At 31.5% G+C, this 18,138-nt stretch carries 23 protein-coding genes; 13 read left to right on the top strand and 10 right to left on the bottom strand.

The annotated features are described in order from the left end of the window. The first annotated feature begins 105 nt into the window (after positions 1-105). Complete coding sequence (locus AADI82_RS06745) at positions 106-528, top strand: DUF2141 domain-containing protein (protein ID WP_341215682.1); 423 nt, start codon at positions 106-108, stop codon at positions 526-528. Positions 529-613: 85 nt separating this feature from the next. On the opposite strand, the gene AADI82_RS06740 is transcribed toward AADI82_RS06745, so the two are convergent. Then, positions 614-1,093 carry a Dps family protein gene (locus AADI82_RS06740; protein WP_341215681.1) on the bottom strand — a complete coding sequence of 160 codons (480 nt, stop codon included), beginning with the start codon at positions 1,091-1,093 and terminating at the stop codon, positions 614-616. A 105-nt stretch (positions 1,094-1,198) separates the two neighbouring features. Here AADI82_RS06740 and AADI82_RS06735 point away from each other — a divergent pair, with 105 nt between their 5' ends. Beyond that, positions 1,199-2,140 carry a LysR substrate-binding domain-containing protein gene (locus tag AADI82_RS06735; protein ID WP_341215680.1) on the top strand — a complete coding sequence of 314 codons (942 nt, stop codon included), beginning with the start codon at positions 1,199-1,201 and terminating at the stop codon, positions 2,138-2,140. 31 nt (positions 2,141-2,171) lie between these two features. Here AADI82_RS06735 and AADI82_RS06730 read toward each other — a convergent pair whose 3' ends face one another. The 3 genes from AADI82_RS06730 to AADI82_RS06720 form a co-directional block, all read right to left on the bottom strand. Further along, positions 2,172-2,369, bottom strand: a complete 198-nt coding sequence (locus tag AADI82_RS06730) for a hypothetical protein (protein ID WP_034043833.1) — start codon at positions 2,367-2,369, stop codon at positions 2,172-2,174. A 123-nt stretch (positions 2,370-2,492) separates the two neighbouring features. Beyond that, complete coding sequence (locus tag AADI82_RS06725) at positions 2,493-3,293, bottom strand: TIGR00266 family protein (RefSeq protein WP_341215679.1); 801 nt, start codon at positions 3,291-3,293, stop codon at positions 2,493-2,495. Positions 3,294-3,482: 189 nt separating this feature from the next. Further along, positions 3,483-3,938, bottom strand: coding sequence for a DUF4442 domain-containing protein (locus AADI82_RS06720; RefSeq protein WP_341215683.1), 456 nt, complete (start codon positions 3,936-3,938; stop codon positions 3,483-3,485). Positions 3,939-4,081: 143 nt separating this feature from the next. On the opposite strand from AADI82_RS06720, the gene AADI82_RS06715 reads away from it, so the two are divergent. The 4 genes from AADI82_RS06715 to AADI82_RS06700 all read left to right on the top strand — a co-directional run bounded on the left by AADI82_RS06715 (position 4,082) and on the right by AADI82_RS06700 (position 7,726). Further along, on the top strand, positions 4,082-4,528 hold the full coding sequence (locus tag AADI82_RS06715; RefSeq protein ID WP_341215678.1) for a DUF4870 domain-containing protein: 447 nt from the start codon (positions 4,082-4,084) through the stop codon (positions 4,526-4,528). A gap of 177 nt (positions 4,529-4,705) precedes the next feature. Then, complete coding sequence (locus AADI82_RS06710; RefSeq protein WP_311941389.1) at positions 4,706-5,047, top strand: PadR family transcriptional regulator; 342 nt, start codon at positions 4,706-4,708, stop codon at positions 5,045-5,047. Then, positions 5,044-6,894, top strand: a complete 1,851-nt coding sequence (locus AADI82_RS06705; protein WP_341215677.1) for a PspC domain-containing protein — start codon at positions 5,044-5,046, stop codon at positions 6,892-6,894. The genes AADI82_RS06710 and AADI82_RS06705 overlap by 4 nt, the downstream gene beginning before the upstream one ends. 103 nt (positions 6,895-6,997) lie before the next feature. Beyond that, positions 6,998-7,726: a head GIN domain-containing protein gene (locus AADI82_RS06700; protein WP_341215676.1), complete on the top strand. Its 729-nt coding sequence runs from the start codon at positions 6,998-7,000 to the stop codon at positions 7,724-7,726. Positions 7,727-7,812: 86 nt separating this feature from the next. On the opposite strand, the gene AADI82_RS06695 is transcribed toward AADI82_RS06700, so the two are convergent. From AADI82_RS06695 to AADI82_RS06670, 6 genes are all read right to left on the bottom strand, one after another. Continuing rightward, complete coding sequence (locus AADI82_RS06695; protein WP_341215675.1) at positions 7,813-8,124, bottom strand: hypothetical protein; 312 nt, start codon at positions 8,122-8,124, stop codon at positions 7,813-7,815. Between the two features lie 206 nt (positions 8,125-8,330). Further along, on the bottom strand, positions 8,331-9,101 hold the full coding sequence (locus AADI82_RS06690) for a hypothetical protein (protein WP_341215674.1): 771 nt from the start codon (positions 9,099-9,101) through the stop codon (positions 8,331-8,333). A 201-nt stretch (positions 9,102-9,302) separates the two neighbouring features. Beyond that, complete coding sequence (locus tag AADI82_RS06685; protein ID WP_341215673.1) at positions 9,303-9,704, bottom strand: rhodanese-like domain-containing protein; 402 nt, start codon at positions 9,702-9,704, stop codon at positions 9,303-9,305. A 9-nt stretch (positions 9,705-9,713) separates the two neighbouring features. Further along, on the bottom strand, positions 9,714-10,031 hold the full coding sequence (locus AADI82_RS06680; RefSeq protein ID WP_034043803.1) for a rhodanese-like domain-containing protein: 318 nt from the start codon (positions 10,029-10,031) through the stop codon (positions 9,714-9,716). Between the two features lie 148 nt (positions 10,032-10,179). After that, positions 10,180-10,800, bottom strand: coding sequence for a thioredoxin family protein (locus AADI82_RS06675; RefSeq protein WP_341215672.1), 621 nt, complete (start codon positions 10,798-10,800; stop codon positions 10,180-10,182). Between the two features lie 6 nt (positions 10,801-10,806). Continuing rightward, entirely contained in the window at positions 10,807-11,352 is a 546-nt protein-coding gene (locus tag AADI82_RS06670; RefSeq protein ID WP_341215671.1) for a TlpA disulfide reductase family protein, read from the bottom strand. Between the two features lie 264 nt (positions 11,353-11,616). Here AADI82_RS06670 and AADI82_RS06665 point away from each other — a divergent pair, with 264 nt between their 5' ends. The 7 genes from AADI82_RS06665 to trpA all read left to right on the top strand — a co-directional run. Then, positions 11,617-13,014 carry an anthranilate synthase component I family protein gene (locus tag AADI82_RS06665; RefSeq protein WP_341215670.1) on the top strand — a complete coding sequence of 466 codons (1,398 nt, stop codon included), beginning with the start codon at positions 11,617-11,619 and terminating at the stop codon, positions 13,012-13,014. A 2-nt stretch (positions 13,015-13,016) separates the two neighbouring features. Continuing rightward, positions 13,017-13,583: an aminodeoxychorismate/anthranilate synthase component II gene (locus tag AADI82_RS06660; protein WP_341215669.1), complete on the top strand. Its 567-nt coding sequence runs from the start codon at positions 13,017-13,019 to the stop codon at positions 13,581-13,583. Positions 13,584-13,586: 3 nt separating this feature from the next. Beyond that, positions 13,587-14,579, top strand: a complete 993-nt coding sequence (gene trpD, locus AADI82_RS06655) for an anthranilate phosphoribosyltransferase (protein ID WP_341215668.1) — start codon at positions 13,587-13,589, stop codon at positions 14,577-14,579. Continuing rightward, entirely contained in the window at positions 14,576-15,361 is a 786-nt protein-coding gene (gene trpC, locus AADI82_RS06650; protein ID WP_341215667.1) for an indole-3-glycerol phosphate synthase TrpC, read from the top strand. The genes trpD and trpC overlap by 4 nt, the downstream gene beginning before the upstream one ends. Positions 15,362-15,408: 47 nt before the next feature. Further along, positions 15,409-16,059, top strand: coding sequence for a phosphoribosylanthranilate isomerase (locus tag AADI82_RS06645; RefSeq protein ID WP_341215666.1), 651 nt, complete (start codon positions 15,409-15,411; stop codon positions 16,057-16,059). A gap of 79 nt (positions 16,060-16,138) precedes the next feature. Beyond that, a complete protein-coding gene (trpB, locus tag AADI82_RS06640) occupies positions 16,139-17,320 on the top strand; it encodes a tryptophan synthase subunit beta (RefSeq protein ID WP_341215665.1) in 1,182 nt (393 codons plus the stop codon). A 117-nt stretch (positions 17,321-17,437) separates the two neighbouring features. Further along, positions 17,438-18,138, top strand: a 701-nt coding sequence (trpA, locus tag AADI82_RS06635) for a tryptophan synthase subunit alpha (protein WP_341215664.1), incomplete at its 3' end; no start/stop codon positions are given.

The raw sequence follows: 18,138 nt of genomic DNA, 5'->3' as shown, positions 1-18,138 counted from the left end.
AAAAAACAATTCATCATTTAAAATCTACAGTTGAGTAACTACAATTATTAAAACATGCTTTTGTATTAGATATTTGAAGTGTTAAATCATTAAAACCAGAAAATCATGAAGACACTATCACTAATCATCAGTTTATTATTTACAATTACTCTAACACAAGCTCAAGAAAATTCAGAAGGAAAAACAATTACTGTTACCATTCAAAACATTAAAAACAACAAGGGTAACGTGGTGCTATCATTACACACAGAAAACACCTTTATGAAAGGTCCGGGTATTAAAAACGTACAAAGCAAAATTGTTGACGGAAAAATAACAGTTACTTTTAAAAATGTTGAACCTGGAACTTATGCGATTATGGCACTACACGATGAAAACGAAAATAATAGAATGGATTTTGAAGACAACGGTATGCCAAAAGAATCGTATGGAATGTCTAACAACCCGATGAGTTTTGGTCCTCCAGAATTTGCTTCAGCAAAGTTTGAATTTAAAGCTGAAGATTTAGATATGAATATTATATTCTAGTATCAGAATAAATAAAGCGACTTACAAGTTACTTGGTGTAACCTATAAGTCGCTTTTAAAAAAACTAACCAACCAAACTTAAAAACTATACTGTTTCGTTTAACCAAGCTTTCATCATCCAAACTGTTTTTTCTTGCTCGGTTATAAAATCACTCATCATCGAGTTTGTACCTTCATCATTAGCATCACCCGATTTATCTAAAATAGATCTCTCAATTTTTAAAAGCTCTGCTAATGAATCTACTATTAATCGTACTGCTTTATCATCTTCAGAAATATTTTTACCTACTTTCACCTTAGCTTTTGCCGAATAATCTTCAAACGTATGCAAAGGAGTTTCGCCTAAAGTTAAAATACGTTCCGCTATTTCATCTACTTTCATATTAGCATCAGTATACAATTCTTCAAACTTAACGTGCAAGTCAAAAAAACGTTTCCCTTTAATATTCCAATGTATACCTCTTAAATTCTGATAATATATTTGAAAATTTGCTAATAAATGATTCAAATCATTTGCCAAATCTTTTGTTTTTGAGGTGCTTAAACCTATACTATTGTATGCCATTTTTATATTGATTTTTTATTTACTACAAATTTAATTTATAATTAACAGACCTTTTAATAAGTTTTATTGATAGTTTTTATATTTTTATAGTCTAAATTGATACTTATGACAATTACACAATTATATTACGTTTTAGCAGTAGCCGAAAACCAAAATTTTACCAAAGCCGCAGAAAAATGTTTTGTTACACAACCTACGCTGAGTATGCAAATTCAAAAGCTTGAAGATCAACTAGGTGTACAAATATTCGATAGAAGTAAAAAGCCTATTGAACTTACCGAAATTGGTAAAAAAATTGTAACCCAAGCTAGAAATATTGTTAACGAATCCTATAGAATTCAGGATATTGTAGATCAACAAAAAGGGTTTATTGGCGGTGAGTTTAAGTTGGGGATTATTCCAACCATCATGCCTACTTTATTACCTATGTTTTTAAAATCTTTTATAAAAAAACACCCAAAAGTAAAACTTAAAATTGAAGAGTTAACTACTGAAGAAATTATTGAACGTATTACTGAAGGGCATTTAGATGCAGCCATAGCTGCAACTCCACTTGAAAATGAAACGATTAAAGAACGCGTACTTTATTTTGAACCTTTTGTAAGTTATATTCCTAAAAGTCATCGTCTGCATTCTAATAAAAAAATTAGTGTATCAGATTTAGATATAAGCGATATGTTACTTCTTGAAGATGGGCATTGTTTTAGAGATGGCGTAATTAATCTTTGTAAGGCTTTTAAAAATCATACAGACGATCAGTTTCAATTAGAAAGCGGTAGCATTGAAACACTTATAAAATTATCAAACGAAGGCTTAGGCATGACGCTTTTACCTTATTTACACACGTTAGACATAAAAGAAAAGGAAAAGGAAAACTTGCATCATTTTAATGCCCCGCCTCCTGCAAGAGAGGTTAGTTTAATATACCATAAAAATGAGTTGAAAATACAGATTATCGAAGCTTTACAAGATGTTATTTCTGGGATTATTCGGGGTGCTATTGCTTTTCAAAATGTCGAAATTATAAGCCCTATTCCTAATAAATAAAACTAAAAAAGCGACCAATGGTCGCTTTTTTTTATGCTTTTAAATAGATTAAACATTGATTTAATTCTGGGTTCTGCAGCACTAGAGAATGAATAAAAATTTTAAGCTCTTCAATCTCGTAAGGTAGTAATCTACTTACTGCCTTTTGTACTTCTTTGCAAAACAACGTAGTATCAAAACTAACTTTTTTAAGTACAGTTTTAGTATACTCTAGCATTGCTCTTGCCATAATTACTATTAGGATTTTGGTTTAAATTAAAAGTAGATTTGTGTATAGGCTTATATATTTTATTAAACATTTAAAGTTAGTAAAAAATTGTATTGCTTTTTCAAATTAAAGAAAATTTAACACTTAAAACTTATTGTCCCCATCCAATAAATCTCCTAACCCTCCAAGTATACTACCTTCTCCCTTACTCTTCCCTCCTGACCTTGGAGCCGATGCTAAAACACGACCAGCTAATCTACTAAATGGTAACGACTGTATATATACTGTTCCTGGTCCTTGAAGTTTAGCAAAAAACAAACCTTCGCCTCCAAACACCGTATTTTTTATACCACCAACAAATTCGATATCATAATCTACGGTTTGATCGAAACCTACAATACAACCTGTATCTACTCGTAATGTTTCTCCTGCTTGTAATTCTTTTCTAGCCATTGTACCACCAGCGTGTACAAACGCCATACCATCACCTTCTAGTTTTTGCATGATAAACCCTTCGCCACCAAATAATCCGCGACCTAACTTTTTTGAAAACTCTATACCTACACTTACCCCTTTTGCAGCGCATAAAAAGGCATCTTTTTGGCAAATAAATTTTCCGCCAAATTCGGTTAAGTCAATTGGTATAATTTTTCCAGGATACGGCGATGCGAAAGACACATTTCGTTTACCAACCAAATCGTTATAAAAAGCGGTCATAAATAAACTCTCTCCCGTAAGTATGCGTTTTCCTGCACCTAATATTTTACCTAAAAACCCAGTATCTTTTTGTGAGCCATCACCAAAAATAGTTTCCATTTTAATACCATCGTCCATCATCATAAAACTTCCTGCTTCGGCTACAACGCCTTCTTGTGGGTCGAGTTCAATTTCTACATATTGCATTTCCTCGCCGTAAATTCTATAATCTATTTCGTGTGCTGTCATTTTTTGTGCTTTTTGTTGATTCGTTTATATGTTGATTTGTTTAACGTTTTGTTACAAAGTTTTTTTTAATATCAATCGGTGTTAAAATTTATTTTTCAGAGTTTACACTGAGACATACTGAGTTTTTTTTATAAACTATAACATCCTAATTTTTAGCATAAGTAACTGAATACTGATATTGAACACTGTTTACTGTTTCACTTTAACACTCCACTCGAAATTAAACGTTGAAACAACTACTCCTTCTTTATTTGTTCCAACAGATTTCATCCAAATGGTTTGCCCTTCGCCAGTTTCTATGGTTTTTTGTAATGCGTTATCTATTAACTCGCCATCGTTACAAACAAATGTTATTTTGCCTGTTGCTTTTTTAGTAAATGTGGCGTTATTGGTGGTTACCAACATCGATATTTTTTTACCGCTTTCTGCAATTTTTGCCATAACTATAGCTCCGGTTGTAAGTTCTGCAGCCATACCTTGTACCGCCCAAAATAAGGATTTGAATGGGTTTTGATTTATCCATCTATGTTTAACAGTTACTATACAAGCCTTATTATTAATAGATTTAACTCTAACACCCATTATATAAACCGCAGGCAGTTTAAACATATTGAATGTGTTTATTTTACTAGGTGTTAACTTCATTATAAATTGAATTTTACCAAAATTATCGAAAATAATTGACATTTCAATTTGTTAAAATTTTGTTAATTTTTAGTACTATGCGTAACATAATACCTTCTTTTAGACATATATTTGTATAAGAAACTATTATATGTTTTAAAATTATGCTAGACAATCATCAAAAAAACATCGCTACATTTATTCATTTATCAACCTTTAGTAGATTTATAATTCCGTTTGGAAACTTTATTGGTCCTATAATATTATGGGTTACTAATAAAGATAAATCTGAGTTTATAGATACACATGGCAAACAAGCTATTAATTTTCAGATAAGTATTTTATTATATGCCGTTATTTTAGGAACCTTAACTATTCCATTTTTTATTTTTAAAATTTTTAGCGGTCTGGACTTTATTGACTTTAATGGTTTCCATGATTTTCATATTAATATTGGCAAACCATCACCATTACTTTATATAGGAGGCGCTTTAGGTGCTTTTGCTATAATAGGTTTTATTTTAGAACTCGTTTTTATTGTAATAGCTAGTTTAAAAGCGAGAGATGGCGAAATATATAATTATCCTTTAACCATTAACTTTTTAAAATAGAATTATAGCTGCAAAATGAATATTAAAATGGCGAATTAATCCGTGTTAGAGATTGCAGTGTAAAGCCCGAAATTTAGGGAATACCCAAAGTATAAATTAGAGTAAAAATTTCATCAATAATAAATCATCAAATCAATCAAAAAATGAACAGTTTCACAATATTAAACGAATGACACTATGAAGATAGAAAACACAAAAGCACAAATGCGAAAAGGGGTTTTAGAATTCTGCATACTATCAGTCTTAAAAGATGACGATGCTTATGTAGCAGAAATTTTAAGCACCCTAAAAGATGCTAAGTTGCTTGTTGTAGAAGGGACTATTTACCCTTTACTTACACGACTTAAAAACGCAGGTCTTTTAAATTACAGATGGGAAGAATCGACCTCTGGACCACCGCGTAAATATTACGGATTAACCGAAACAGGTAAATTGTTTTTAAAAGAATTGAACACCACCTGGAGCGAATTACACAACGCAGTAACTATAGTAACAAGCCAAAAAACTACAAAGAAATGAATAAAACAGTCAACATAAATTTAGCAGGTATATTTTTTCATATTGATGAAGATGCATACTTAAAACTACAACGCTATCTTGAGGCTATAAAACGTTCATTTACAGACTCTCAAGGTCGATCTGAAATTATATCAGACATTGAAGCTCGTATAGCAGAACTCTTTAACGAACGCGTGCAAAACGATAAACAAGTCATCCGCATAAAAGAGGTAGACGAAGTGATTACCATAATGGGGCAACCTGAAGATTATTTGGTAGATGACGAGATTTTTGAAGATGAGCCACAATCTAGTTATAAAAGAAAAACGGCACCTTCAAAAAAATTATTTAGAGATACCGACAACTCGTATATTGGAGGTGTATCGTCTGGATTAGGACACTACTTTGGTATTGATGTGCTTTGGGTGCGTTTAGCTTGGATTGTTTTAATATTTGGAGCTGGAACTGGAATTCTTTTATACATTTTACTTTGGATTTTAGTTCCAGAAGCCAAAACGACCTCAGAAAAAATAATGATGACAGGTGAACCTGTTAACATTAGTAACATTGAAAAAAAAATAAAAGACGGCTTTGAAAATGTTTCTGAAACTGTAACCGATGTCGCAAAAAATGTAACAGATTCTGTTTCGGGTGCTGCTAAAAATGTGAGCGATTCAGTTTCAGTTGCTGCAAAAAAAGTAGATTTTCAAAAGCATGGCAGTAAAATAAAATCATCATCAAGAACCTTTTTTGATACTATTGGAGAAGTGATTATGTTTTTCTTTAAAGTTTTTGCAAAATTTATAGGTATTCTTTTAATTTTTATCGGTGCAGTTACGCTTATTGCATTAATAGTAACGTTGCTTTCTTTAGGTGTTGTAGATGTTATTCATTTACCAGGTCTTGATCTTGTAGAAATTGTAAATGCTGGAAATACACCTATTTGGTTAGTATCACTATTAACATTTTTCACTGTTGGAATTCCATTCTTTTTCCTATTCTACTTAGGATTAAAAATTCTAATAAACAATTTAAAATCGATTGGAAGTATTGCTAAATTCACTCTTTTAGGTGTGTGGCTAATATCTATTATTGGATTGGTAGTTATAGGCGTTAGACAAGCGAGCGAACATGCTTTTGATGAAGCTGTAGTAGAAAAAAAGGAACTAAATATTACTGCAAACGACACTATTAATTTAAAAATGGTTGGAAACGATCTTTACACAGATTACATTAACAGACATAGTAATAATTTTAAAGTAGCGCATAATGAAAATGGTGAAAAAACCATTTATTCATCGGATGTTGCCATTATTGTTAAATCGACAACCGATTCGTTAGCAACAATAAGTATAACAAAAAGTGCTGATGGAAGGGATTATGATAAAGCGATTGAACGCGCTAAAAACATCAATTATAATTATGCCCTTAAAGATAATGAGTTGCTTATGGATTCTTATTTTACAACAGACACTAAAAATAAATATAGCGATCAAGAAGTAAGACTTACTTTATACTTGCCTGAGGGTTCAGTTTTAAAATGTGATAAAAACTCAAGTTCGTTTTTCTATTACAGAAATTACCACGGAACTATTGTTACTCATAATGACACCAATCAATATTTAAAAATCTTAGAAGATGATATTGAATGTTTAGACTGTCCTGTTGAAGAAGAAGAAGAAGATTATAAAGTAGAGGTGGATTTAAAAGATGAAAACTCCAGCTTAAAAATAAATGAAAAAGGATTAAAAGTAACTGTTGACAGTGCTAGTTTAAAAATTGATAAAACTGGAGTAAAAGCAAACGGAGACGCTGTTAATGTTAATATTGATGGTGATGGCATTTCAATAAAATCTAAAAATGAATAAAACAATTCATCATTAAAAAACAACAATTCAGGTATTTAAGTTTAAAATTGTTTTAAGCAATGTAGATATTTGAATATATAAAATCATCAAAAAACAAACAATTATGACAACACTAACTAAAATTATCGTAGCCACACTATTAAGCTTAACCTTGTTTTCTTGCAACTTTGATATAAACATGAACTCTGGTGTTCGTGGTAATGGCAATGTAAAAACTCAAGAAAGAATTATTAGTGAACCATTTTCTGCGATTAAAGCTACCGAAGGTTTGGATGTATATTTAACACAAAGTAATAGCGAAAGCATAAGCATTGAAGCTGATGAAAATTTACATGAACTTATTTTAACCGAAGTAATTGAAGGTGTTTTAAAAATTCACACAAGCGAGAATATTGGTAACGCCACTGCTAAAAAAGTAATGGTAAGTTTTAAAGATATTTCTGCAATTACCTCAACAAGTGGGAGCGATGTATATTCAACAAATACCATTACTGCGAATCACTTAAAACTAAATTCTACTAGCGGAAGTGATATGAAACTAGAAGTAAACACATCGATATTAGAATGTAAATCTACTAGTGGTAGCGATTTAAGATTGTCTGGTAAAACAGAAAAGTTAATTGCAGAAGCTACAAGTGGGAGCGATATTAAAGCATCAAATCTAATTTCAGAATCTAGTCAAGTTAAAGCTACAAGTGGTGCAGATATTAGCGTAAACACAGTTAAAGAACTTACGGCTAAAGCAACTAGTGGTGGTGATATAAAATATTATGGTAACCCAGAAAAAGTAAATAAAAATAAGAGCTCATCTGGTAGTGTTAGAAAACAGTAAAACCAACCAATTAATTTAATCAATCAAAACAAGAAACCCTAGTAAAAATTTTACTAGGGTTTCTTTATATTATAAAAAAAATGATATTAGCTTACTTGTTTCTTTTTCATTTTTTCAACTCGAAGTTTATTCAACTTATCATTATTAAGCTTCATTTCTTCAAGCAATTTAAGCTCATGCTTAATTTCTTCGCGTCTTTTATTTTGCTTTCTTAGCTTTTCATCTCTTAAGGCTTGTTTTCTTTTTCTTTCTTCAAGCTTCATTTCTTCAAGCATCATTTCTTTCTTTTCTGCTTTCCTTTGTTTAATTTTTGCTAAAGCAACAGAACCATAAGTATATCCATATATACTTAAAAACAATAATGCTATTATTGATAATATTACAAAGCCGTTTTCCATAACTTGTTCTCTTAGGTTGTTTATTAAATGCTAATATTCAGCTTATTTTGAATAAAAATATAAAAAAAGAACTATGCTTAAAAATAAAAAAGCTAAAGTACTCAAAAAGTAGTTGAAAGAATTATTAAGCAAAAAAAACCTTTGAAATGCGTAAAAGCATCAAAGGTTTTTTTTAAAGTAGATTATAGCCTTCTTATAAATTTATATTAATGACCGCTCATATGTTTATTATATGACCATATTTCATCCCAAGAATTTGAGAAAGTTCTATTAGCCATATCTATAAACATTTGCCAATTTTCTTCTCCGTGTACTTTTTCAAAAGTTTTCTTAAAATTATTTTCTTCTTCGTCAAATGCTGTCCAATTTTTATAAAAACCTACCGAAGCCACATGACGCCCTAAATTACCCTGTCTAAACTCATTAAAGTACAGACCCCAAGGATTAACGCCTTCCATAGCTTTAACAGTTTCACTTACATATTTATAAAATTGATTTACCGATGAGACTTGATCCTTTTCAATCTCACCAACCCTCACAAATAAAAGCGGGTAATTTATACCTTCTCCTTTTAACATACTGGTATTAGATAATTTGTCGTCTTGTGTCCAATACTCAATGGTATTTATCTTTTTTATGTATGGCATTACGTTATCTCTCCAATCTTCATCATGTCCTCCTTCGCTTGGGCGCGTATCATTATGTTTATAATGCATTGGTCCCATTTGCCATATAATTTTTCCTGAATTGGGTCCAGAAACTATATTATAAACGGTTGCTGTGTAAGGCGCTTTTTTATGGTATTGTGCATTATGTTTCCTCATATTTTCTGATAACACTTTTAATTTAGTATTATCAGGAGTTAACAAAATGTTTTCCCACATAGTATACGATTTGTTTTCTTGGGCATTTACTGTTACCGTGGTGCTAAAAACCATAGCAATAACAGCTATTACTGAAATTGTTTTTTTAATCATAATTAAAATTATTTGGTTGATTAATTAACTATATAACTATTATATAGCATGCTATTAAAAATGATTTAGGATAATTTAATGTTTATAATAAATGACATATAATCATTTAAGATGAAGGCTCACAATTTGGAGTGAATCAAATATACTAAATATTTGGTTATTAAATAGTTTTATAAAAAAAGCCCTCAAAATTGAGAGCTTTTAAAGATTCGTATTTACTTCAAATCCTTTATGTTTCCATTTAATTATTCCGCCTTCTAAATTGTATATTTCGGTAAAACCAGCTGCAAGTAATTCTTTAATACTTTTTGTGCTTCTTTTTCCTGAACGGCAGTACACAATTAAAGGTTTATTTTTGTCTAATTTTTTAATATTTTCTGCAAAATTAGATGATAAAAAATCTATGTTTTGGGCATTTTCTATATGACCTTCTTTAAATTCTTTTGGTGTTCTAACATCAATTAATTGTATGTTATCTAATTGTAAAAGCGTTTGCATGTCTTCTACAGACACTACTTTAACCTCGCTTTTTGATTTTTTATTACAACTAACAATAATTGTTGTTACAACTAAAAATGCTACTAAAATAAATAACTGTTTCATTTAATTATTTTAATCTAAATCTACAAGATCGCCTTCCCATTCTAAAATACCTCCTTCAAGATTATAAGCATTTTCAAAACCTAGTTGATTCATAATACCACAAGCTTGTCCGCTTCTGTTACCTGATCTACAGTACACATAATAGTTTTTATCTTTGTCAAGTGCTTCTACTTCATTAATAAATTCTTGTCCTTTGTAAATATCTATATGGATGGCATTAGCAATAATTCCATCGGCTACCTCATCAACTGTTCTTACATCAATAATAACCGCATTATCATCACTTTCTAATTGCGACACCCATTCTTCTTGACTTAAATGTTCCATTTTTTTTAATTTGAAATTAATCCTTTTTTGGTATTGCAAATTTAATACATCTGTTTAAATAAAGGCTAAAAAAATCCGAAGTATAAAAACTTCGAATTTTAATATTCTTTTAGATTTCCGCGAAAGCGAAAATATCAATTTCATTTTTTTAAGCTTTAATAGAGCAACCAATAGCTTTGGTTTCGGTTGGCGAAACCTCTTCGCCATTTAGCATTGCATCTACAGCATCTTCAACATACTTAGTGTTTACTGCCGAAGCATCTTTGTAGTTATCATCAATGGCTCCAATATATTCAACTATGTTTAAACCATCTCCTTTTTGTAAAATAAATACATGAGGTGTTTTAGTGGCTCCAAATTTTGGGTAAACACTTTGTGCTTCATCAATTAAGTATGGAAAAGTAAATCCTTTCTCTTTTGCACGTTGTTTCATGGCATCAAAATTATCACCTGGTTTTTTAACTGTATTATTTGGCATAATAGCAATTACTGGGTAACCTTTACTAGCATATTTATTGTTTAAGGCTATAATTCTGTCTTCGTACATAACAGCATAAGGACAAGTATTACAAGTAAATATGACGATGAAGCCTTTTGCGTCTTTATAATCTGCTAATGACACCATCTTTCCATCGATGTTTTTTAGCGAAAAATCTTCAGCCACATCACCAATTTTATAGCCCTCATCAATATTTGTACTGGCAATTGTAAAAGCACTTACGCTTAGCACAATTACTAATGCTGAAATTAATTTAATTGTTTTTTTCATATGTTTTTATTTTAAAAATGGGGTTATTTCCTTTTCTAGTTCTTCATAAGTAAACGATTGCTCAAAAAATTTGCGATTATTCTTTTTATAAACTATTGTTGCTGGTATTGACCCAGACCAACTTTTATCTACTTTAGGTATCCAAGAATTCATATCGGCATCATCTAAAGCAATCACTTTAGATTTTAATTGCTTCTCTTTTATAAATGGCTTTAATTTTTTTTCGTACAAATGCGGAAAATCTAAACTTACCAATATAACTTCTACATTTTTGTTTTTATAAGACTCATTTAATTTTTCAAAATGTGGCAACTCTTTTACACAAGGTGCACACCAAGTTGCCCAAAAATTAATAACATAAACTTTGTCGTCTTTTTTATTTAAAAATTTTTCAAAACCTGAATAATCGTAAATTTCTAAATCAAAATTTTCAACATTATTATTACTAACAACTTCCTCTTTACTAGTTTTAATAACAATTTCAGTTTTCTTACTTTTATTGGCGCAACTAAATATTATTAGTATTGCAATAAATATTACATTAAATTTCATACCTATAAAATTAATTAATAGTTTCTTGCAAATATTATAGTTTAACAAACTTTTATGCAAAAAATGAACTAAAGTTTTGTGTAATACTTTTTTCATTTCTATATTTGACCAAGTTAAAAACAAAATAAATGAATACAATTTTAAATAATACTTGGTGGTGGAGCTTTTCAAACTTACGTTCGTGAAGTAAAAACCTAGTATATTTAAAACTTAAAATATCAAAAAGGCTTGTCATTCACGACAAGCCTTTTTTAATATAAAAACATGTATCAACTAACAACACATTACAAAAAAATTCTTGCAGATACGATTACCCCTGTAAGCATTTATCTTAAAATTAGAGATAAATATCCTAACAGTATTCTATTAGAAAGCAGTGATTATCATGCTAACGACAATAGTTTTTCATACATCTGTTTTAACCCCATAGCGTCAATTAAGGTTGAAAATGAAGTTATTTCTCAAACATTTCCTGATGGTAGTTCGGCATCAAAAAACATAAACAAAACTATTAAGGTATCAGAAGAAATTCATCAATTTACAAAACGATTTAAAGCTGATACTTCTGAAAAATTCAAATTTATTAACAATGGGATTTTTGGTTACATAGCTTATGATGCTGTTAGATATTTTGAAGATGTTGAGATTTCAAAAAAAGAGAACTCAATTAACATTCCTGATGTTTATTATGCTGTGTATCAAAATATCATTGCTATAAATCATTTTAAAAATGAAGCTTATATTTTTGCACATTGTTTTAATACGGAAAGCAACATTGATGAAATAGATCATTTAATAAAAGCCAGAAATTTTGCGTCTTATAATTTTGAATCTAGTGGAGAAATAACATCAAACTTAACAGACGATGAATATAAAAACCATGTTGAGTTAGCAAAGAAACATTGTGCGCGAGGTGATGTATTTCAATTAGTGTTATCAAAAAACTTTGCTCAAGAATTTAAAGGAGATGAGTTTAATGTATACAGAGCTTTACGAAGTATAAATCCATCACCTTACTTATTCTATTTTGATTATGGTAATTTTAAAATATTTGGAAGCTCGCCAGAAGCACAACTTATAGTTAGCGAAGGAAAAGCAGAAATTCACCCAATCGCAGGTACATTTAAACGTACTGGAAATGATTTAAAAGATGCCGAATTAGCAAAACAATTAGCGGTAGACGATAAAGAAAATGCAGAACACGTGATGCTGGTAGATTTAGCAAGAAATGATTTAAGTCGAAACGGGAACAATGTAACAGTAGACACTTATAGAGAGGTTCAGTTTTTTTCGCATGTCATCCATTTGGTAAGCAAAGTTACAGGACAAAAACATAAAGAAACTTCAACCATGCAAGTAGTTGCAGACACTTTTCCTGCCGGTACTTTAAGTGGTGCGCCAAAGCATCGCGCTATGCAACTTATAGAGCAATACGAAAAAACAAGTCGTGCTTTTTATGGTGGCGCTATTGGGTTTATGGATTTTGAAGGCAACTTTAATCACGCTATAATGATTCGAACTTTTTTAAGTAAAAATCATAAACTACATTGGCAAGCGGGCGCAGGATTAGTATCTAAATCTAATCCAGAAAACGAGCTACAAGAAGTATATAATAAATTAGGAGCATTAACAAAAGCTATTAAATTAGCTGAAGATATTTAAAGATGACGAAAGTATTAGTTATAGATAATTACGATAGTTTTACTTACAATCTTGTACATTATTTAGAAGATTTAAACTGCGATGTTACCGTTGTTAGAAACGATAAATTACTATTAGAAGATGTTGAATCTTTCAGCAAAGTTGTACTATCTCCAGGCCCTGGTATTCCTGACGAAGCAGGTTTACTAAAAGCCATTATAAAAAAATATGCCCCAACAAAAAGCATTTTAGGTGTTTGCTTAGGGCAACAAGCCATTGGTGAAGTTTTCGGTGGTTCACTCATTAATTTAGATGAAGTTTATCATGGTGTTGCCACTAAAGTAAATATTACCGTTGATGATGAACCATTATTTAAAGGTTTAGAAAAAAATATCAAAGTAGGGCGTTACCACTCATGGGTAGTTAATCCAAATTTACCAGATTGCTTAGAAGCCACTTCTTTTGATGAAAGCGGACAAGTCATGTCTTTACGGCATAGAGAATATGATGTAAAAGGCGTGCAATATCATCCAGAATCTGTACTAACTCCAAATGGAAAACAAATTCTTGAAAATTGGATCAATTCTTAGGCTATGAAACAATTACTTAACAGATTAATAAATCACGAAAATATCTCAAGCGAAGAAGCAAAACAAGTTTTGGTTAATATTTCAAACGGCATGTATAATCAAAGTCAAATTGCTTCATTTCTAACCGTTTTTATGATGCGAAGTATAACACTTGAAGAACTTCAAGGTTTTAGAGATGCCCTTTTAGAGTTATGCGTCCCCATCGATTTAAAAGACTTCAATGCTATTGATTTATGCGGCACTGGTGGCGACGGAAAAGACACTTTTAACATATCTACACTATCCTCTTTTGTATCTGCCGGAGCAGGTATAAAAGTTGCTAAACATGGTAATTATGGTGTGTCCTCCGCTTGCGGTTCTTCAAACGTTATGGAACATTTAGGAATTAAATTTTCAAACAACGAAGATTTTTTAAAACGTACTATCGATAAAGCAGGTATTTGTGTTTTACACGCACCTTTATTTCATCCTGCTATGAAAAACGTAGCACCAATCCGTCGAGAATTAGGTGTGAAAACGTTTTTTAATATGTTAGGTCCTATGGTAAACCCATCGTTTCCAAAAAACCAAATGGTTGGTGTATTTAATTTAGAATTACAACGTTTATATGGCTATTTATACCAGCAAACCGATAAAAATTATAGCATAGTACACGCTTTAGATGGTTATGATGAAATATCACTTACAGGGAAAACAAAAGTGATTTCTAATCATTCTGAAATCATGTTTTCACCTGAAGATTTAGGCATTTCGCAAATAAAGCAAGAATCTATTTTTGGAGGCAACACCGTTGATGATGCTGCAAAAATATTTTTGAATGTTATTAATGGAAAAGGAACCGAACCACAAAATCATGTCGTTTGTGCCAATGCGGGTTTAGCAATCGCTACTACAAACCAAATTAGTCATAAAGAAGGCTTTGAATTAGCTAAAGAATCGTTACTTTCTGGTAAAGCAAAAAAGAGTTTAGATACATTAATTGAATTAAGTAAATGAATATTCTAGATAAAATTGTTATAGATAAATACGCTGAAGTTAATTTAAGAAAAAGCTTAATCCCTATATCTCAATTAGAGCAATCTGTTTTATTTGAAAGAGAAAGTATTTCACTTGCTAAAAAATTACGACAAAATAGCTCAGGAATTATTGCAGAACACAAACGTCGTTCGCCTTCAAAATCTGTTATTAATAACACATTAAATGTTCAAGATGTAGCTAAAGGATATGAAAATGCTGGCGTTTGTGGGATGTCTGTTTTAACAGACGGCAAATATTTTGGTGGATCGTTAGATGACTTACTCACGGCTCGTGCAAGTTGCAATCTACCTTTATTAAGAAAAGAATTCATTATTGACGAATATCAATTATTAGAAGCAAAAGCTTATGGAGCAGATGTTATTCTTTTAATTGCGGCAATTCTATCAAAAAACGATATCAAGAAATTCTCTGAATTCGCAAAAAGCTTGAATCTCGATGTGCTTTTAGAAGTTCATAACGAAGAAGAATTGCATAAATCTATCATGCCAAGTCTAGACATGTTAGGTGTTAACAATAGAAACTTAAAAACATTCGATGTTAGCTTAGAAACGAGTAAATCGCTTAGCAAACTTATTCCAAATGATTTTGTAAAAGTATCAGAAAGCGGTATTAGTAATATTGAAGCCATTAAAGAATTAAAACCTTATGGCTACCAAGGCTTTTTAATAGGTGAAAACTTTATGAAAACGAATAATCCTGGAAAAAGTGCTGAAAAATTTATAACTGAATTAAACAAATAACGTCACTTTGAGTGATTTTTGAGGAACGAAAAAATAGTATCGAGAAGATGAAACTGAAGATTTGCGGAATGAAACACCAAGACAACATCGAAGAAGTTGCAGCATTGCAACCGCACTATCTTGGTTTTATTTTTTATGAAAAATCTGCGAGGAATTTTGATGTAGAATCGATTCCAGAAATACCAAAATCAATTAAAAAAACAGGTGTTTTTGTTGATGCAGAATTAGATTTTGTATTAGAAAAAATAAACACCCATAATTTACAAGCAGTACAATTACACGGTAGTGAATCACCAGAATATTGTAATGCATTACGTCATGCTGAACTCGTTTCAGCATCACATCAAATCGAAATAATCAAAGTATTTTCAATTAAAGATGAATTCGATTTCAGTATTCTAAAACCTTATGAAGATGTTTGCGATTACTTTCTTTTCGACACCAAAGGAAAATTACCTGGAGGCAATGGCTATACGTTTGATTGGAATGTGTTGAATAATTACCCATCAACAAAACCTTTCTTTTTAAGTGGTGGCATTGGGTTAGAACAAATTGCAGACCTTAAAAAATTCAAACAAAGTGAAGCCTCAAAATATTGTTACGCTATAGATGTGAATAGTAAATTTGAAGTAGAACCTGGATTAAAGAATATTGAAGATTTAAAAGAATTTAAAAACAACGTCATTACGAGGAGCTAAACGATTTGGTAATCTTTTCAAAAGAAACAGATTGCCACAACTTTTTTAAAAAGTTTCGCAATGATGAAAAGTAAAAAAAATGAATTACAACGTTAACGAAAAAGGCTACTACGGCGAATTTGGGGGTGCTTTCATTCCAGAAATGCTATACCCAAATGTAGAAGAGTTACGCCAAAACTATTTGAAGGTTATGGCTGAACCCAGTTTTCAAAAAGAATTTAATCAACTCCTTAAAGATTATGTAGGTCGGCCTTCTCCACTCTATTTTGCAAAACGTCTTTCGGAAAAATATAATACCAAAATATATTTAAAACGAGAGGATTTAAACCATACAGGAGCGCACAAGATAAACAATACCATAGGTCAAATTCTTATGGCAAAACGTTTAGGAAAAACTAGAATTATTGCCGAAACTGGCGCAGGACAACATGGTGTTGCAACCGCTACGGTTTGTGCTTTAATGGGGCTGGAGTGTATTGTGTATATGGGTGAAATTGATATTGCACGACAAGCACCCAACGTAGCCAGAATGAAAATGTTAGGAGCTAAAGTAGTTCCTGCTTTGTCTGGAAGTCGTACGTTGAAAGATGCGACTAACGAAGCCATTCGAGATTGGATAAATAACCCCGTAAATACGCATTATATAATTGGCTCTGCTATTGGACCGCATCCGTATCCGGATATGGTTACTAGATTTCAGTCGGTAATTTCAGAAGAAATTAAATGGCAATTAAAAGAACAAGAAGGTAGAGAGAATCCAGATTATGTGGTGGCCTGTATTGGTGGCGGAAGCAATGCTGCTGGAACATATTACCATTATTTGCATGAAGAGGATGTTACTATTATTGCTGTTGAAGCGGCTGGTTTAGGTATTAATTCTGGCGAAAGTGCGGCAACATCTGTTTTAGGTAAAGAGGGCATTATTCACGGTTGTAAAACTTTATTAATGCAAACTGAAGATGGTCAAATTACCGAACCTTATTCTATTTCGGCAGGTTTAGATTATCCTGGTGTTGGCCCTATGCATGCGCATTTATGTAAAACTGGGCGTGCACAATTTATGGCTATTACTGATGATGATGCTATGAAAGCGGGGTTAGAATTATGTAAATTAGAGGGTATCATTCCAGCTATTGAGAGTTCGCACGCTTTAGCTATTTTTGAACAGAAAACGTTTAAACCAAATGATGTGGTTGTGGTAAGTTTATCTGGTCGTGGTGATAAAGATTTAGAGAATTATATAGATTATTTTAAAATATAAAATGAATGGGTTACTAATGCGTTAGGGATTGAACGGCGTGTTTGAGCTCCCCGACGCAGGAGGGAGCGAGTAGTGAAAGCCCGACCCTTGTGGTAACGCCCAAAATAAAAAGTAAAAATGAATAGGATTAAAACCAAATTACAAGAACATAAAAAGTTATTATCTATATACTTTACGGCGGGTTACCCTCGTATTAATGATACCGTTTCTATAATTCAAGATTTAGAAAAAAATGGGGTTGATATGATTGAAATTGGCTTGCCTTTTAGCGATCCTTTGGCCGATGGCCCAACTATTCAAGCGAGTTCTACTCAAGCTTTGCAAAATGGTATGACTACCGAGGTTCTTTTTAATCAATTAAAAGATATAAGAAAAACTGTTAGTATTCCGCTAATTATAATGGGCTATTTTAATCCTATGTTTCAGTATGGGGTTGAGGCTTTTTGTAAAAAATGTCAAGAAATAGGTATAGATGGTTTAATTATTCCCGACTTACCTGTTGATGTGTATCATGATGAATATCAAGCTATTTTTGAGAAATACGGACTAATAAATGTATTCTTAATTACACCTCAAACTAGTGACGAACGCATTAGGTATATTGACTCTATTTCAAACGGATTTATTTATATGGTTAGTAGTGCCAGTACTACAGGGGCTCAATCTGGTTTTGGAGATGAGCAAACACAGTACTTTAAACGCATTGCAGATATGAATTTAAGCAACCCTCAAATTATAGGTTTCGGAATAAGTAATAATGAAACTTTTACTCAAGCTACGCAATATGCCAAAGGGGCTATTATTGGGAGTGCTTTTGT

The organism is uncultured Wocania sp. (assembly GCF_964021735.1).
Classification (GTDB): Bacteria; Bacteroidota; Bacteroidia; order Flavobacteriales; family Flavobacteriaceae; genus Wocania_A.
This window is presented reverse-complemented; position numbering and strand designations above follow the sequence as displayed.

What these genes read in the sequence shown, in the direction of transcription:
- AADI82_RS06745 (WP_341215682.1), top strand. Translation starts at nt 106, where the DNA reads ATGAAGACACTATCACTAATCATCAGTTTATTATTTACAATTACTCTA.
- AADI82_RS06740 (WP_341215681.1), bottom strand. Translation starts at nt 1,093, where the DNA reads ATGGCATACAATAGTATAGGTTTAAGCACCTCAAAAACAAAAGATTTG.
- AADI82_RS06735 (WP_341215680.1), top strand. Translation starts at nt 1,199, where the DNA reads ATGACAATTACACAATTATATTACGTTTTAGCAGTAGCCGAAAACCAA.
- AADI82_RS06730 (WP_034043833.1), bottom strand. Translation starts at nt 2,369, where the DNA reads ATGGCAAGAGCAATGCTAGAGTATACTAAAACTGTACTTAAAAAAGTT.
- AADI82_RS06725 (WP_341215679.1), bottom strand. Translation starts at nt 3,293, where the DNA reads ATGACAGCACACGAAATAGATTATAGAATTTACGGCGAGGAAATGCAA.
- AADI82_RS06720 (WP_341215683.1), bottom strand. Translation starts at nt 3,938, where the DNA reads ATGAAGTTAACACCTAGTAAAATAAACACATTCAATATGTTTAAACTG.
- AADI82_RS06715 (WP_341215678.1), top strand. Translation starts at nt 4,082, where the DNA reads ATGCTAGACAATCATCAAAAAAACATCGCTACATTTATTCATTTATCA.
- AADI82_RS06710 (WP_311941389.1), top strand. Translation starts at nt 4,706, where the DNA reads ATGAAGATAGAAAACACAAAAGCACAAATGCGAAAAGGGGTTTTAGAA.
- AADI82_RS06705 (WP_341215677.1), top strand. Translation starts at nt 5,044, where the DNA reads ATGAATAAAACAGTCAACATAAATTTAGCAGGTATATTTTTTCATATT.
- AADI82_RS06700 (WP_341215676.1), top strand. Translation starts at nt 6,998, where the DNA reads ATGACAACACTAACTAAAATTATCGTAGCCACACTATTAAGCTTAACC.
- AADI82_RS06695 (WP_341215675.1), bottom strand. Translation starts at nt 8,124, where the DNA reads ATGGAAAACGGCTTTGTAATATTATCAATAATAGCATTATTGTTTTTA.
- AADI82_RS06690 (WP_341215674.1), bottom strand. Translation starts at nt 9,101, where the DNA reads ATGATTAAAAAAACAATTTCAGTAATAGCTGTTATTGCTATGGTTTTT.
- AADI82_RS06685 (WP_341215673.1), bottom strand. Translation starts at nt 9,704, where the DNA reads ATGAAACAGTTATTTATTTTAGTAGCATTTTTAGTTGTAACAACAATT.
- AADI82_RS06680 (WP_034043803.1), bottom strand. Translation starts at nt 10,031, where the DNA reads ATGGAACATTTAAGTCAAGAAGAATGGGTGTCGCAATTAGAAAGTGAT.
- AADI82_RS06675 (WP_341215672.1), bottom strand. Translation starts at nt 10,800, where the DNA reads ATGAAAAAAACAATTAAATTAATTTCAGCATTAGTAATTGTGCTAAGC.
- AADI82_RS06670 (WP_341215671.1), bottom strand. Translation starts at nt 11,352, where the DNA reads ATGAAATTTAATGTAATATTTATTGCAATACTAATAATATTTAGTTGC.
- AADI82_RS06665 (WP_341215670.1), top strand. Translation starts at nt 11,617, where the DNA reads ATGTATCAACTAACAACACATTACAAAAAAATTCTTGCAGATACGATT.
- AADI82_RS06660 (WP_341215669.1), top strand. Translation starts at nt 13,017, where the DNA reads ATGACGAAAGTATTAGTTATAGATAATTACGATAGTTTTACTTACAAT.
- trpD (WP_341215668.1), top strand. Translation starts at nt 13,587, where the DNA reads ATGAAACAATTACTTAACAGATTAATAAATCACGAAAATATCTCAAGC.
- trpC (WP_341215667.1), top strand. Translation starts at nt 14,576, where the DNA reads ATGAATATTCTAGATAAAATTGTTATAGATAAATACGCTGAAGTTAAT.
- AADI82_RS06645 (WP_341215666.1), top strand. Translation starts at nt 15,409, where the DNA reads ATGAAACTGAAGATTTGCGGAATGAAACACCAAGACAACATCGAAGAA.
- trpB (WP_341215665.1), top strand. Translation starts at nt 16,139, where the DNA reads ATGAATTACAACGTTAACGAAAAAGGCTACTACGGCGAATTTGGGGGT.